17 protein-coding genes are annotated in these 13,219 nt (G+C 58.1%); 13 read left to right on the top strand and 4 right to left on the bottom strand.

Annotated features, from left to right (window positions below):
* Nucleotides 1–148: 148 nt before the first annotated feature.
* The 6 genes from HFD97_RS19945 (at nt 149) to ruvX (ending at nt 4,360) form a co-directional block, all read left to right on the top strand.
* The gene (locus tag HFD97_RS19945; RefSeq protein ID WP_009087135.1) at nt 149–661 is read left to right on the top strand and encodes a SprT family zinc-dependent metalloprotease; all 513 of its coding nucleotides are present in this window, start codon (nt 149–151) and stop codon (nt 659–661) included.
* Between the two features lie 75 nt (nt 662–736).
* Nucleotides 737–1,441 carry a deoxyribonuclease I gene (gene endA / locus HFD97_RS19940; protein WP_009087136.1) on the top strand — a complete coding sequence of 235 codons (705 nt, stop codon included), beginning with the start codon at nt 737–739 and terminating at the stop codon, nt 1,439–1,441.
* A gap of 69 nt (nt 1,442–1,510) precedes the next feature.
* Nucleotides 1,511–2,242, top strand: a complete 732-nt coding sequence (gene rsmE, locus HFD97_RS19935) for a 16S rRNA (uracil(1498)-N(3))-methyltransferase (protein WP_009087137.1) — start codon at nt 1,511–1,513, stop codon at nt 2,240–2,242.
* Nucleotides 2,243–2,345: 103 nt separating this feature from the next.
* The gene (gene gshB / locus HFD97_RS19930) at nt 2,346–3,290 is read left to right on the top strand and encodes a glutathione synthase (protein ID WP_046102511.1); all 945 of its coding nucleotides are present in this window, start codon (nt 2,346–2,348) and stop codon (nt 3,288–3,290) included.
* 87 nt (nt 3,291–3,377) lie between these two features.
* Nucleotides 3,378–3,941, top strand: coding sequence for a YqgE/AlgH family protein (locus HFD97_RS19925; protein ID WP_167432446.1), 564 nt, complete (start codon nt 3,378–3,380; stop codon nt 3,939–3,941).
* Nucleotides 3,941–4,360: a Holliday junction resolvase RuvX gene (ruvX, locus tag HFD97_RS19920; protein WP_167432447.1), complete on the top strand. Its 420-nt coding sequence runs from the start codon at nt 3,941–3,943 to the stop codon at nt 4,358–4,360. The genes HFD97_RS19925 and ruvX overlap by 1 nt, the downstream gene beginning before the upstream one ends.
* On the opposite strand, the gene HFD97_RS19915 is transcribed toward ruvX, so the two are convergent.
* Nucleotides 4,354–5,358 (bottom strand): type IV pilus twitching motility protein PilT, encoded by a 1,005-nt coding sequence (locus HFD97_RS19915; protein ID WP_167432448.1) that lies wholly within the window; start codon nt 5,356–5,358, stop codon nt 4,354–4,356. The genes ruvX and HFD97_RS19915 overlap by 7 nt on opposite strands.
* Nucleotides 5,359–5,372: 14 nt before the next feature.
* Between HFD97_RS19915 and HFD97_RS19910 the strand changes: the two genes are divergently transcribed.
* The 4 genes from HFD97_RS19910 to hemW are packed head-to-tail and all read left to right on the top strand — an operon-like array spanning nt 5,373 to nt 8,394.
* A complete protein-coding gene (locus HFD97_RS19910) occupies nt 5,373–6,080 on the top strand; it encodes a YggS family pyridoxal phosphate-dependent enzyme (RefSeq protein WP_009087144.1) in 708 nt (235 codons plus the stop codon).
* Between the two features lie 12 nt (nt 6,081–6,092).
* Nucleotides 6,093–6,647 (top strand): YggT family protein, encoded by a 555-nt coding sequence (locus tag HFD97_RS19905; protein WP_009087146.1) that lies wholly within the window; start codon nt 6,093–6,095, stop codon nt 6,645–6,647.
* A 21-nt stretch (nt 6,648–6,668) separates the two neighbouring features.
* Nucleotides 6,669–7,262 (top strand): XTP/dITP diphosphatase, encoded by a 594-nt coding sequence (locus tag HFD97_RS19900; protein ID WP_167432449.1) that lies wholly within the window; start codon nt 6,669–6,671, stop codon nt 7,260–7,262.
* Entirely contained in the window at nt 7,255–8,394 is a 1,140-nt protein-coding gene (hemW, locus tag HFD97_RS19895) for a radical SAM family heme chaperone HemW (RefSeq protein ID WP_167432450.1), read from the top strand. Before HFD97_RS19900 ends, hemW begins: the two co-directional genes overlap by 8 nt.
* A gap of 36 nt (nt 8,395–8,430) precedes the next feature.
* Here the strand turns inward: hemW and HFD97_RS19890 are convergent, their stop codons facing one another.
* The 3 genes from HFD97_RS19890 to trmB all read right to left on the bottom strand — a co-directional run bounded on the left by HFD97_RS19890 (nt 8,431) and on the right by trmB (nt 10,331).
* Entirely contained in the window at nt 8,431–9,147 is a 717-nt protein-coding gene (locus HFD97_RS19890; RefSeq protein WP_009087151.1) for a DUF2884 domain-containing protein, read from the bottom strand.
* 138 nt (nt 9,148–9,285) lie between these two features.
* Nucleotides 9,286–9,612: a YggL family protein gene (locus HFD97_RS19885; protein WP_009087152.1), complete on the bottom strand. Its 327-nt coding sequence runs from the start codon at nt 9,610–9,612 to the stop codon at nt 9,286–9,288.
* Nucleotides 9,612–10,331 carry a tRNA (guanosine(46)-N7)-methyltransferase TrmB gene (gene trmB, locus HFD97_RS19880; RefSeq protein WP_046102515.1) on the bottom strand — a complete coding sequence of 240 codons (720 nt, stop codon included), beginning with the start codon at nt 10,329–10,331 and terminating at the stop codon, nt 9,612–9,614. Before trmB ends, HFD97_RS19885 begins: the two co-directional genes overlap by 1 nt.
* 154 nt (nt 10,332–10,485) lie before the next feature.
* On the opposite strand from trmB, the gene mutY reads away from it, so the two are divergent.
* From mutY to mltC, 3 genes are read left to right on the top strand one after another with little or no spacing between them, the layout of a single operon-like run.
* Nucleotides 10,486–11,574 carry an A/G-specific adenine glycosylase gene (mutY, locus tag HFD97_RS19875; RefSeq protein WP_009087156.1) on the top strand — a complete coding sequence of 363 codons (1,089 nt, stop codon included), beginning with the start codon at nt 10,486–10,488 and terminating at the stop codon, nt 11,572–11,574.
* Nucleotides 11,571–11,843, top strand: a complete 273-nt coding sequence (locus HFD97_RS19870) for an oxidative damage protection protein (RefSeq protein WP_009087157.1) — start codon at nt 11,571–11,573, stop codon at nt 11,841–11,843. Before mutY ends, HFD97_RS19870 begins: the two co-directional genes overlap by 4 nt.
* A 53-nt stretch (nt 11,844–11,896) precedes the next feature.
* Nucleotides 11,897–12,976 carry a membrane-bound lytic murein transglycosylase MltC gene (gene mltC, locus HFD97_RS19865; RefSeq protein WP_009087159.1) on the top strand — a complete coding sequence of 360 codons (1,080 nt, stop codon included), beginning with the start codon at nt 11,897–11,899 and terminating at the stop codon, nt 12,974–12,976.
* Nucleotides 12,977–13,219 lie beyond the last annotated feature (243 nt).

The following is a 13,219-nucleotide window of genomic DNA, read 5'->3' as shown; positions in this document are numbered from 1 at the left end:
GGAAATTTCCGCCGCTGCCGCGCCGCGTCTGACCACCCTGTGGCCGCCGCCTGCCGTGCCGGAAACGGGGCGGCAGATTATAGCCACGCTGCTGCCATTTTCACGGGTCATGTTGAGTTCCCGGGCAGCGATGATTATCCTGAACGCCATGAAAACACCTCGTCTCCCTATTGCCCTGCAGCAGGCGGTGATGCGCTCGCTGCGCCAGTCGCTTGCGCGTGCCAATCAGGCCCTGAAAACGGACTACCCGGAACCTGCCCTGCTCTACCAGCAGCGCGGCACGGCGGCGGGCACGGCCTGGCTGGCCGCCTGGGAAATCCGCATTAATCCGGTGCTGCTGCTGGAAAATCAGCAGGCGTTTATTGATGAAGTGGTGCCGCATGAGCTGGCGCATCTGCTGGTCTGGAAACAGTTTGGTCGCGTTGCGCCGCACGGCAAAGAGTGGAAGTGGATGATGGAGCAGGTGCTGGGCGTGCCGGCGCGGCGCACCCATCAGTTTGAGATCGCTTCCGTGCGCAGCAAGACCTTTGCCTATCGCTGTCAGTGCCAGCAGCACCAGCTTACGGTGCGGCGCCACAATCGGGTGGTGCGCAAAGAGAGTGAGTATCGCTGCGTGCACTGCGGAAGCCTGCTGACCGCGGGCGAGTTTGTGCCAGCCTGAGACTAATCCCCATTCCGCCCTATTGGACATTCTGTTAACCTGCCGCCCTTTTTTGTACTGAACAGAAGCTGGAATATGTCTCGCATTTTAAGTCTGGCGGTGGCGTTGCTGTTTGCCCCTGCCGCTGACGCTATCAACCTGAATAACTATCATCAGAATAACTTTCAGCAGGCCAAAACCTTTGCTGCGGCGATTAATGCCGATGCACCGGGCTCCTTTTACTGTGGCTGTAAAATTACGTGGCAGGGAAAAAAGGGCATTCCTGATCTCAACAGCTGTGGCTATCAGGTGCGCAAAAATGCGAATCGCGCCGCACGCATTGAGTGGGAACATGTGATGCCTGCGTGGGAGTTTGGACATCAGCGCCAGTGCTGGCAGGACGGTGGCCGCAAAAACTGCAACAAAGACCCCGACTATCGCCGCATCGAAACCGATCTGCACAACCTGCAGCCTGCGGTGGGTGAAGTGAATGGCGACCGCGGCAACTTCGCCTACAGTCAGTGGAACGGCAGCGAGAAGCAGTATGGTCAGTGTGAGATGAAGATCGACTTTAAACTGAAGCAGGCGGAGCCGCCTGCGCGGGCGCGGGGCGCGATTGCCCGCACCTATTTCTATATGCGCGACCAGTACCATCTGCGCATTTCGCGCCAGCAGACGCAGCTGTTTACCGCCTGGGATAAGCTCTATCCTGTCACGCCGTGGGAGTGCGAACGCGACCAGCGGATTGCCAGGGTGCAGGGCAATCACAATCCTTATGTGCAGCAGGCTTGCCAGCGCTAAAATCCCTGCCCTACACTAGCTCTTTTCCCATGACGCCGCTGCAGCGCGGCGTCCGGTCTCAGGAACCTTATGCGCATACCTCGCATCTATCACGCCGCGCCTCTGAACATCGGCAGTGAAATTACTCTGGATGAAGATGCATCCAACCATGTGGGCCGGGTCCTCCGGATGACGGCAGGCCAGCGTCTGGAACTCTTTGATGGCACTAATCTGACTTTTGCAGCAGAGATCACGCATGTTGATAAAAAGCGTGTAAAAGTATCGGTCACAGAGAGCCAGCCGGACGATCGCGAGTCACCTCTGCATCTGCATTTAGGTCAGGTGATGTCGCGCGGTGAAAAAATGGAATTCACTATCCAGAAATCAATTGAACTGGGCGTGAACGTCATTACACCCTTGTTTTCCGAGCGCTGTGGCGTAAAGCTTGATGCTGAACGTCTGGCGAAGAAGATCCAGCAGTGGCAGAAAATTGCGATTGCCGCCTGCGAGCAGTGTGGCCGCAATCGCGTGCCGGAAATTCGTGAAGCGATGACGCTGGAAGCCTGGTGTGCGGAAGCGGACAGCGGTCTGAAGCTCAACCTGCATCCGCGTGCCAGCCAGAGTATCAACACGCTGCCACAGCCTGTGGAGCGGGTCCGGCTGCTGATTGGCCCGGAAGGCGGCCTGTCAGCGGACGAGATTGCGATGACGGCGCAGCACGATTTTACGGACATCCTGCTTGGCCCACGGGTTCTGCGAACCGAAACCACCGCGCTGACCGCCATTACGGCACTTCAGGTGAGGTTTGGCGACCTGGGTTAAGCGATACTTTCGGCGGTGAGAGAGCAGGCATAGTGTCCTGACTGTTCGGCCCACTGCAGACCGAACCGAACGAGGCGATCAACGCCTTACCGAGGAGATAATAATGATTAAGCTTGGCATCGTGATGGACCCTATTTCGTCCATCAATATTAAAAAAGACTCCAGCTTCGCCATGTTGCTGGAAGCACAGCGCCGTGGTTATGAAATTCACTACATGGAGATGCACGATCTCTCGATGCGCGGTGGCGTCGCCTCTGCCCGCACCCGCCTGCTGAGCGTTGAGCAGAATGCGGATAGCTGGTATCAGTTCGGCAGCGAGCAGGAGATCCCGCTGGCTGACCTGAATGTGATCCTGATGCGTAAAGATCCCCCTTTCGACACCGAGTTCATCTATGCGACCTACATTCTGGAGCGCGCAGAAGAGCTGGGAACGCTGATCGTGAACAAACCGCAGAGCCTGCGTGACTGTAACGAAAAGCTCTACACCGCCTGGTTTGCGGAGTTCACGCCTGAGACCCTGGTGACCCGCCGCAAAGAGCAGCTGCGCGCCTTCTGGCAGGAGCACGGCGACATCATCATGAAACCGCTGGATGGCATGGGCGGCGCCTCTATCTTCCGCGTGAAACAGGACGATCCTAACTTTGGCGTCATCACGGAAACCCTGACCGAGCACGAAAGCCGCTTCTGCATGGCGCAGAACTATATCCCGGCTATCAAAGAGGGTGACAAGCGTGTGCTGGTCGTGGATGGCGAGCCGGTTCCTTACTGCCTGGCGCGTATCCCGCAGGGCGGTGAAACGCGCGGCAATCTCGCCGCTGGTGGGCGCGGTGAAGCCCGTCCACTGAGCGAAAGCGACTGGGAAATTGCGCGCCGTGTTGGCCCGACGCTGAAAGCAAAAGGACTGATTTTTGTCGGTCTCGACATCATCGGTGATAAACTGACTGAAGTTAACGTGACCAGCCCGACCTGCATTCGTGAAATTGAGGCTGCGTTCCCGATCTCCATCACCGGCATGTTGATGGATGCCATTGAGAAACGCCTGGGCTGAGCAAGACGCCGGGGCGAGGCTCCGTGATCAACCCAATACCGGTGCGGCCGTCGCGTGCCGGTTATTTTTTTGGTACATCGTGTGAGAATGAATTTACAACATCACTTTTTGATTGCCATGCCTTCATTGCAGGACCCTTTCTTCAAGCGTTCCGTGGTCTATCTCTGCGAACATAACGAAGAAGGTGCAATGGGACTGATCATCAATAAACCCATGGAAAACCTGACGGTTGAAGGCATTCTGAAGAAGCTGAAAATTTCTGCTGACGATCGCGACCCGGCCATCAGGCTGGATAAGCCGATTTTCACCGGTGGCCCGCTGGCGGAAGATCGCGGCTTTATTCTGCACTCAGCGCAACGGACTTTTACCTCCAGCATTCGTGTCTCCGACAACACCGTCATCACCACATCCCGTGATGTGCTGGAGTCGATTGGCACCGCCTCTCAGCCCACAAATGTGCTGGTGGCGCTGGGGTACTGCGCCTGGGAAAAAGATCAGCTGGAAAATGAGCTGATGGAAAATGCCTGGCTCACGACCCCAGCCAACAGCAATATCCTGTTCCAGACGCCTATCGCAGAGCGCTGGCGCGAAGCGGCGCGCAGTATCGGCGTCGATATTCACAACATGGCCAGCGACGCCGGACACGCCTGATGTCAACGCAAACACTGTTAGGTTTCGACTTCGGCACCAAAAGCATTGGTGTCGCCGTCGGTCAGCAACTCACCGGCAGCGCCCGCCCCCTGGCGGCGCTGAAAGCCCAGGATGGTACGCCAGACTGGCTGCTCATTGAAAAGCTGCTGAAAGAGTGGCAGCCCGATTTCGTGGTGGTGGGTTTACCCCTCAATATGGATGGCACTGAACAGCCGTTAACGGCCCGGGCGCGAAAATTTGCCAATCGCCTGCACGGTCGGTTTGGCATCCGGGTCGAGCTACAGGATGAGCGCCTCAGCACCGTCGAAGCGCGTGCGGGTCTCTTCGAACGTGGCGGTTATCGTGCGCTCAGTAAAGGGTCGGTGGATTCACAGTCGGCCGCCATCATTTTGGAAGACTGGTTCGAGAACCACTACTGACCTGACGCGATCAGTCCGGCAGCCTCACGCGCCAGCCTGCTCTGCTCAAAGGTTTGCATACCGGCCTGTGCGCCGGTCTGCAACAGAGCGGGGATCTGGTGCATCTTGCCCTCCCGAATCAGATGAGTGATGCCCGGTGTCGCAACCAGGATCTCGAACAGCCCGATGCGCGATCCGCTAACGGAAGGCACCAGCCGCTGCGCAATGACCGCTTTCAGGCTGCCCGCCAGCTGCGTTCGCACCAGCGGTTTCTCCTCCGCCGGAAAGACATCCACCAGCCTGTCCACCGCCTGCGCCGCGCCGCGGGTGTGCAGGGTTGCCAGCACCAGATGCCCCGTTTCCGCCGCCGTCAGCGCCTGACGGATGGTGTCACTGTCGCGCAGCTCGCCCAGCAGAATCACATCGGGATCTTCCCGCAGCGCCGCTCTGATGCCCAGTGAGAAAGAGGGACAGTGCAGGCCGATTTCACGCTGCTGTATCAGCGACTGCTGGCTGTGGTGGATAAATTCAATGGGATCTTCCAGCGTGATGATATGACGGGCATGCTGGCGATTGAGCGCATCCACCAGCGCCGCCAGCGTGGTGGATTTGCCGCTTCCGGTCGCCCCGGTGACCAGAATCAATCCATCCTGCTGCTCCAGCAGCGTCGGCACCACGGCGGGAAGCTGCAGGCTCTCCAGCGTGGGGCAGACCGCAAAGATAAGGCGCAGCGCCAGCGACAGGCCGTTGCGCTGCATAAACAGACTGGCGCGCAGACGCTGACCGTCGGCGAGGCTCAGGGCGAAATCGATCTGCCCGTCACGCGCCAGCTGCTGGCGCTGGGGTTCACTGAGCCAGCGGGCCATAAACTCCGTCATCCAGGCGGCCGAGAGCGGGCTCTGCTGCGGAATCGCCTCCAGCCTCCCCTGCCGCCGCCAGTAGGGCAAATGTCCGCTGCAAAGGTGCAGATCGGCCGCATTATGCTTTACACTAAGCGCCACCATTTCATCCAGATTCATAATGTCTCCTGACTATGACCTCAATCCAGCACAACCTACAGCAAGTCCGGCAGCGCATTGCGGCCGCTGCCGCGCGTTGCGGCCGCGCACCAGAAGAAATTACCCTGCTTGCCGTCAGTAAAACCAAACCTGCGAGCGCGGTCGAAGAAGCCTTTACCGCGGGTCAGATCGCCTTTGGCGAAAATTACGTGCAGGAAGGGGTTGAAAAGGTTCAGGCGCTGGCCGCACATCCGGAACTGGAGTGGCACTTCATCGGTCCGTTGCAGTCCAATAAAAGCCGGCTGGTGGCGGAAAATTTTGCCTGGTGCCACACCCTTGACCGTCTGCGCATTGCCCAGCGGCTCAACGATCAGCGTCCCGCCTCACTGCCACCGCTGAATGTGTTAATTCAGGTAAATATCAGTGACGAGACGAGTAAATCTGGCATCATGCTGGAGGCCGTTTCCGGGCTGGCAGAGGCGATAGCGGCCCTGCCGCAGCTGCGACTGCGGGGATTAATGGCGATTCCGGCGGCGGAGAGTGACTACACGAAGCAGCTGGCGGTGTGTCAGCAGATGGCGGAAGCATTCCGTCAGCTGCAGCAGCACTATCCGCATATTGACACGCTTTCGCTGGGAATGAGCGATGACATGGAGGCGGCCATCGCCGCAGGCAGTACGATGGTGCGCATCGGCACCGCCATTTTTGGCGCACGCGATTATGCGCACAACTCACAACAATAACAGAGGAACTTCATGTTAACACTGACGTTTTTAGTAAAAACGCTGATCGATCTCTACGTCATGGTGCTGCTGCTGCGCATCTGGATGCAGTGGTCACGCTGCGATTTTTATAATCCCGTGGCGCAGTTCGTCGTCAAAGTCACGCAGCCGATTGTTAAGCCGCTGCGCCGCATCATTCCGGCACTGGGGCCGATTGATACCGCCTCGCTGCTGCTGGCCTTTGTCCTGACCACGCTGAAATACCCGATTTTACTGCTGATTCAGGTGGGCGTGTTCTCGGTTGATCCGACCAACCTGCTGGTCGGCCTGCTGTCGCTGATTAAATCGGCCGGTTATCTGGTCTTCTGGGTGATCATCATTCGCTCACTGATGAGCTGGATCAGCCAGGGTCGCGGCCCGGTCGACTACCTGCTGGTGCAGCTGACCGAACCGATGATGGCACCGATTCGCCGTATTCTGCCTGCCATGGGCGGTATCGATTTCTCCGCGATGATCGTCATCCTGGTGCTGTATGCCCTGAACTTTCTCGGCATGGACCTGTTCCCGGGTCTCTGGTACCTGCTGTAAATGAATCAAACTGGAACTGTTATGCAAAAAGTTGTGCTCGCCACCGGTAATCCCGGCAAAGTGCGTGAACTGGCGGAGCTGCTCTCCGCCTTTGGTCTGGATATCGTCGCTCAGAGTGACCTGGGGGTTGAGTCAGCGGAAGAGACCGGCCTGACCTTTATCGAGAATGCCATTCTCAAAGCGCGTCACGCGGCGCAGATCACCGGACTGCCGGCGATTGCCGACGACTCCGGCCTGGCCGTGGATGTGCTGGGTGGCGCGCCTGGTATCTATTCGGCGCGTTACGCCGGAGAAGATGCCAGCGATCAGCAGAATCTGGAGAAGCTGCTGCAGGCGCTGGAAAACGTGCCGGACGGCCAGCGTCAGGCGCAGTTCCACTGCGTGCTGGTCTATCTGCGTCATGCGGACGATCCTACGCCGCTGGTGTTCCACGGCAGCTGGGAGGGGGAAATTACCCGTTCCGCTGCGGGTGCCGGTGGCTTTGGATATGACCCGATTTTCTCTGTTCCGGCGCTGGGTAAAACGGCCGCTGAACTGAGCAAAGCGGAAAAAGGTGCCGTTTCTCACCGGGGTAAAGCATTGACGCTGCTGCTGGAAGCGATGCGTAATGCCTAATCTGCCGCCGTTAAGTCTCTATATCCATATTCCATGGTGCGTTCAGAAGTGTCCCTACTGCGATTTTAACTCCCATGCGCTGAAGGATGAGGTGCCGCACGTTGAATACGTGCAGCACCTGCTGCGCGATCTGGAGATCGATCTACCGCTGATTCATGGCCGCGAAGTGCGCACCATCTTCATTGGTGGCGGCACCCCCAGCCTGCTGAGCAGCAGCGCGATGCAGATGCTGATGGATGGGGTGCGGGCGCGTCTGACGCTGGCTCCCGATGCGGAGGTGACCATGGAGGCCAACCCGGGCACCGTGGAAGCCGATCGCTTCAGCGCCTATCAGCGCGCCGGCATTAACCGTATTTCGATTGGCGTTCAGAGTTTCAGTCCGCAGAAGCTGCAGCGCCTCGGCCGCATTCACGGGCCTGACGAGGCGACCCGTGCCGCCCAGCTGGCACAGTCGCTGTCGCTGCGCAGCTTCAACCTCGACCTGATGCACGGCCTGCCGGACCAGTCGCTGGAAGAGGCGCTCGACGATTTGCGTCAGGCGATTGCGCTCAATCCGCCGCACCTCTCCTGGTATCAGCTGACCATCGAACCCAACACCCTGTTTGGTTCCCGTCCGCCGGTGCTGCCGGATGATGATGCGCTGTGGGATATTTTCGAACAGGGCGATCAGCTGCTGCGGGAAGCCGGTTATCAGCAGTATGAAACCTCCGCCTACGCGAAGCCGGGTTATCGCTGTGAGCACAACCTTAACTACTGGCGTTTCGGCGACTATCTGGGGATCGGCTGTGGCGCACACGGCAAGCTGACGCAACCGGATGGCCGCATTGTACGCACGGTGAAAACCCGTCATCCGCGTGGATTCATGCAGGGAAATTACCGCGAGAAGCAGTATGAGGTGGCCGACAGCGACAAGCCGTTTGAATATTTCATGAACCGCTTTCGCCTGCTGGAAGCGGCACCGCGCGACGAGTTCAGCCGCTACACCGGTCTGTCAGAGCAGGCGATCCGTCCGCAGATGGATGCCGCGATCGCTGCGGGTTATGTGACGGAAACGGCGGATCGGTGGCAGATTACAGAGAAAGGAAAACTGTTTCTGAATTCGCTGCTGGAGCTGTTTCTGGCGGAAGAGTAACAAAGGCGCCTCAGCCCGGCAGGCTGAGGCGTGACACTATTTTTTCAGGGCGCCCGTAAGCTGCTTACGCTGATCTTCCAGCGAAATGACGCGATTACAGACCTCGTGACCGAAGTTCTGGAAATCCTGCTCCTGCTTGCTCCACTCAGCCTGAATCGACTGCTGCAGACCGCCAAGATTTCCCATAATCGCCTGCAGCGGATTGCTGCCGCCACTGCCCTGCTTACTGCCCATCTCATTCAGGCTATCCTGCATGACGCCGCCCAGCGTCGACTGAACCAGCCTCTCCCCTTCCGCGCGCACTTTATCGATCGCCTGATGGTGGAACGTCAGCCCGTCGTCGCGGTGCTCGATGATGCGGTTCATCTGCTGTTTCAGCTGGCCATTCAGCGTGCTCAGGCGATTGCGGACGTTGCTGTCGGTGCCCAGTTTCTCCACGATCACCCGATCCAGTGCCGCACGTCCTTTCTCCAGACGGGAGGTCGCCCCGCTGTCGATCCACGGCAAATCGCGACGCAGCGCGTTCTGGTAATCGATCGCTTTCTGGCGTTCCGCTGTGCTCAGCGATACCTTCTGACCGTTGAACTGTACGTCGCCCTGCGGCGAGATCTCAAGATTGCCATTGGCACCGACCACCTGCACGCTCTGCGGCTTAATCACCACATCATCCTGCGGCTTAACGCTGCATTCATAGGCTGCCTGAGCCTGGGTCGCTGCTGCCAGCAGCACAGCAAGAAGCGCTTTTCGCATCATATCTACTCCCTAACATCTGGTGCGGAACCGTTCAGCGATCGGGCCTCAGCCCGACACCGTGTTTCTTAAAACCGGGCCGGCGGCCTGATGTTCTGCCCCATCCGGGATGGCAGACCAGCAGCCTGACCGACCTGACCTTTAGTCCCACCAGACGTCGAAGAGTTCCGTCATCTGCACATCCTGCAGCTTGTGATCTTCCAGCCATTTGCGGACCAGAGCGCGATGCTCCTCGGTGCATTTGCCGGTTTTCTGCAGGCAGACCAGACCTTCCCACACCAGGTAACCGCTGCCATCAAAAGCCAGACCGTTAGGATCGATCGCTTCGTTGATGAACTGGTTGAGCGTCTCATCAATTTCACTTTCGCTGGTGCCTTCCGGGAAGCGCCAGGCAACCGAGAACCCCAGCTCCTGAAACTCATCAATGTGCAGTTTTTTGCGTAAACGGCGGCTGCGTTGTGTGGCCATTATTTCACCCTCTCAAACATTAAATCCCATACGCCGTGGCCTAAACGCTGCCCGCGCTGCTCAAACTTGGTCAGTGGACGCGTCTCAGGACGCGGCACATAATTCTGTTGCTCTGACTGGTTGCGGTAACCATCAATACTGTTCATCACTTCCAGCATATGCTCCGCGTAGGCTTCCCAGTCGGTCGCCATGTGGAAAACGCCGCCCAGCTTCAGTTTACGCATCACCAGTTCGGCGAAAGGCACCTGGACGATACGGCGTTTGTTATGACGCGCTTTGTGCCACGGATCGGGGAAAAAGAGCTGAACCATGCGCAGCGAGTTATCCGGGATCATCTTCTCCAGCACTTCCACCGCGTCATGACACATCACCCGCAGGTTCTGTACATCCGCCTCTTTCGCGGCGGCCAGACAGGCTCCCACGCCTGGCGCATGCACTTCAATACCCAGGAAGTTCTGATGCGGCGTGTTCTGAGCCATGGTGACCAGCGACGCGCCCATACCAAAGCCAATCTCCAGCGTCACCGGTGCCTCGCGGCCAAACAGCGCGACTAAATCGATCGGCTCCGGCTGATATTCCACCCCCATGACCGGCCACAGGGTATCCAGCGCCTGCTGCTGGCCTTTCGTTAAGCGACCCTGGCGGCGCACAAAGCTGCGGATCCGGCGCAATGGCCGCCCGTTCTCATCAAATTCTGGGGTGATGACGTCATTAATCATGTAAAAGCCTGCTGGTTAGCCTGTTCCGGGAAACGGGCATTATGCAAAGTTCATAAGCAGAAGCAAGCCTTTGCAATCTTCCGGTTTACACCCAGGTGCGCATGTGCTGGAATTCCTGCCTGAGTGTAGAGTAAACACGGAAATTTTCCTTCTTATGATGCAAGCGCCGCAGTTCGCGCAACAGGTGCTGGACTGGTATCAGCGCTTTGGCCGCAAAACCCTGCCCTGGCAGCTGGAGAAAACACCTTACAAGGTGTGGCTGTCTGAAGTGATGTTACAGCAGACCCAGGTTGCCACGGTTATTCCCTACTTCGAACGCTTTATGGCGCGCTTCCCCACGGTCAGCGATCTGGCGGCGGCACCGCTGGATGAGGTTCTGCATCTCTGGACCGGCCTCGGCTACTACGCCCGTGCGCGTAACCTGCACAAGGCGGCAAAACAGATTGTCGATGTTCATCAGGGCGAGTTCCCTGTGAATTTCGATGATGTCTCTGCCCTGCCCGGCGTAGGCCGCTCGACGGCCGGGGCGATCCTGTCGCTGTCACTGGGACAGCACTTCCCGATTCTGGATGGCAACGTCAAGCGCGTGCTGGCCCGCTGTTATGCCGTCAGCGGCTGGCCGGGTAAAAAAGAGGTCGAGAAGCGGCTCTGGCAGATCAGCGAAGAGGTCACTCCTGCTGCGGGTGTCAGCCAGTTTAACCAGGCGATGATGGATCTGGGCGCGCTGGTCTGCACGCGCTCGAAACCGAAGTGCGAAATCTGCCCGCTGAACAGCGGCTGTGAAGCCTATGCCAGCAGCAGCTGGGCCAGCTATCCCGGTAAGAAGCCTAAACAGGTGCTGCCGGAGCGCAGCGGCTGGTTCCTGATGATTCAGGATGGCGATGATGTCTGGCTGGAGCAGCGTCCCCCGGTGGGTTTATGGGGAGGGCTGTTCTGCTTCCCACAATTCACCACCGAAGCGGCGCTGAACGACTGGCTGGCGGCACGCGGCATCCACGCCAGACCGCAGCAGATGACGGCCTTTCGTCACACCTTCAGCCATTTCCATCTCGATATTGTGCCAATGTGGCTGGCATGGCCTTCTGTCGGGGCGGCGATGGATGAAGCAGGCGGTCTCTGGTATAACTTAGCGCTGCCACCATCTGTGGGATTAGCTGCACCCGTTGAGCGCCTGCTGCACGAGCTGCGCCATCCCCGACAACTGGCTTTGGACAGTTGTGAGATTAATGAGGAAGAAGAATGAGCCGCACCATCTTTTGTACGTTTTTACAGCGCGACGCGGAAGGACAGGATTTTCAGCTCTATCCGGGCGATTTGGGTAAGCGCATTTACAACGAGATTTCGAAAGAAGCCTGGCAGAAGTGGATGGCGAAGCAGACCATGTTGATCAACGAGAAGAAGCTCAACATGATGAATCCTGAGGATCGTAAAGTCCTGGAGAAGGAGATGGTCAACTTCCTGTTCGAAGGCAAAGACGTTCACATCGAAGGCTATACACCGCCAGAAGCGTAAATTTTCGGGCCTCATCGCTGGGGCCGGTTATCCAGGTCAGGCTTGCATTCCCAATGAATAAAAAATTAATCGCCCTGCTGGTGATAGCACCACTTTTGGTTTCCTGTTCCGGGTCGAAAAAACAGCAGTTCCACGAAGAGTGGGTAAAAGACACTAACGGCTTTGATATTCTGATGGGGCAGTTTGCTCACAATATTGAGAATATCTGGGGTATCAATGAGGTCCTGATCGCCGGACCCAAAGATTACGTCAAATACAGCGACAACTATTACACCCGCAGCCACATCAACTTTGAAAGCGGTAAGCTGACTATCGAGACGATTTCGGGCACCGATCCCATGGCCAGCCTGCGTCAGGCGATCGTGACCACCCTGCTGATTGGCGACGATCCGGGGAATGTCGATCTCTACTCCGATGCCAACGATATCGTGATCAGTAAAGAGCCACTGCTCTATGGTCAGGTGCTGGATAACACCGGGCAGCCGATCCGCTGGCAGGGCCGCGCTGAAGCCTTTGCTGACTATCTGATCCAGCACAAACTGCAGCGCCGCACGTCGGGTCTGCATGTGATTTACACCATTACAATTCCGATGGTGCCGAACCACCTGGATAAGCGTGCCCACAAATACCTGCCGATGGTGCGCAAAGCCGCCGAACAGTATGGTGTGGATGCGTCACTGATTCTGGCGATTATGCAGACCGAATCGAGCTTTAACCCCTACGCCGTGAGCCACTCCGATGCACTGGGCCTGATGCAGGTGGTGCAGCACACCGCCGGTGTTGACGTGTTCCGCATGAAGGGAAAATGGGGCAAGCCGAGCCGCAGCTATCTGCTGGACCCGGAGAACAATATCGATGCGGGCACCGCCTATCTGTCGCTGTTGCAGCGCAGCTATCTGGGCGGCATTCAGGATCCGCTGTCCCGCCGCTATGCGGTGATCACCGCCTACAACGGTGGTGCAGGCAGCGTTCTGCGCGTCTTCTCCAGCGATAAAGATCGGGCATTTGCGATGATTAACGACCTGCCGCCGAACAGGGTCTATCAGATCCTGACCAGCCAGCATCCGTCGGCGGAGTCGCGCCGTTATCTGTATAAGGTGAGTACCGCACAGCGGAGTTATCGGGGGTTCTGATCGGAGCCGCTGAAGCGGGGGCTTCGCTGCGCGAGCGGGCTATGAGAAGGTTTCGTTCGCCCAACGGGTTGGGCAGTTTCAGTTTCGCCTCTGCAGGCGACCGACAAGGGGGCGCCAGTCGCCGCGCCCCCTTGACCCCCGGCTCCGGCCTGCCTCACCGCCGCTCCGCGGTCCCTTCGCTTCTTCCGGATTTCTCACGGACCGGCAGGACGCGCCATCCCTGGCGCGACCCTGCCTCTTCGC

It is taken from the genome of Pantoea sp. EKM103V, from assembly GCF_011800365.1.
GTDB lineage: Bacteria > Pseudomonadota > Gammaproteobacteria > Enterobacterales > Enterobacteriaceae > Pantoea > Pantoea anthophila.
The sequence above is the reverse complement of the archived record's forward strand: the minus strand, read 5'-3'. Positions and strand labels throughout refer to the sequence as shown.

What these genes read in the sequence shown, in the direction of transcription:
- HFD97_RS19905 (WP_009087146.1), top strand. Translation starts at nt 6,093, where the DNA reads ATGTTAACACTGACGTTTTTAGTAAAAACGCTGATCGATCTCTACGTC.
- gshB (WP_046102511.1), top strand. Translation starts at nt 2,346, where the DNA reads ATGATTAAGCTTGGCATCGTGATGGACCCTATTTCGTCCATCAATATT.
- HFD97_RS19915 (WP_167432448.1), bottom strand. Translation starts at nt 5,358, where the DNA reads ATGAATCTGGATGAAATGGTGGCGCTTAGTGTAAAGCATAATGCGGCC.
- mltC (WP_009087159.1), top strand. Translation starts at nt 11,897, where the DNA reads ATGAATAAAAAATTAATCGCCCTGCTGGTGATAGCACCACTTTTGGTT.
- endA (WP_009087136.1), top strand. Translation starts at nt 737, where the DNA reads ATGTCTCGCATTTTAAGTCTGGCGGTGGCGTTGCTGTTTGCCCCTGCC.
- ruvX (WP_167432447.1), top strand. Translation starts at nt 3,941, where the DNA reads ATGTCAACGCAAACACTGTTAGGTTTCGACTTCGGCACCAAAAGCATT.
- mutY (WP_009087156.1), top strand. Translation starts at nt 10,486, where the DNA reads ATGATGCAAGCGCCGCAGTTCGCGCAACAGGTGCTGGACTGGTATCAG.
- HFD97_RS19870 (WP_009087157.1), top strand. Translation starts at nt 11,571, where the DNA reads ATGAGCCGCACCATCTTTTGTACGTTTTTACAGCGCGACGCGGAAGGA.
- hemW (WP_167432450.1), top strand. Translation starts at nt 7,255, where the DNA reads ATGCCTAATCTGCCGCCGTTAAGTCTCTATATCCATATTCCATGGTGC.
- trmB (WP_046102515.1), bottom strand. Translation starts at nt 10,331, where the DNA reads ATGATTAATGACGTCATCACCCCAGAATTTGATGAGAACGGGCGGCCA.
- HFD97_RS19910 (WP_009087144.1), top strand. Translation starts at nt 5,373, where the DNA reads ATGACCTCAATCCAGCACAACCTACAGCAAGTCCGGCAGCGCATTGCG.
- HFD97_RS19900 (WP_167432449.1), top strand. Translation starts at nt 6,669, where the DNA reads ATGCAAAAAGTTGTGCTCGCCACCGGTAATCCCGGCAAAGTGCGTGAA.
- HFD97_RS19925 (WP_167432446.1), top strand. Translation starts at nt 3,378, where the DNA reads ATGAATTTACAACATCACTTTTTGATTGCCATGCCTTCATTGCAGGAC.
- HFD97_RS19890 (WP_009087151.1), bottom strand. Translation starts at nt 9,147, where the DNA reads ATGATGCGAAAAGCGCTTCTTGCTGTGCTGCTGGCAGCAGCGACCCAG.
- rsmE (WP_009087137.1), top strand. Translation starts at nt 1,511, where the DNA reads ATGCGCATACCTCGCATCTATCACGCCGCGCCTCTGAACATCGGCAGT.
- HFD97_RS19885 (WP_009087152.1), bottom strand. Translation starts at nt 9,612, where the DNA reads ATGGCCACACAACGCAGCCGCCGTTTACGCAAAAAACTGCACATTGAT.
- HFD97_RS19945 (WP_009087135.1), top strand. Translation starts at nt 149, where the DNA reads ATGAAAACACCTCGTCTCCCTATTGCCCTGCAGCAGGCGGTGATGCGC.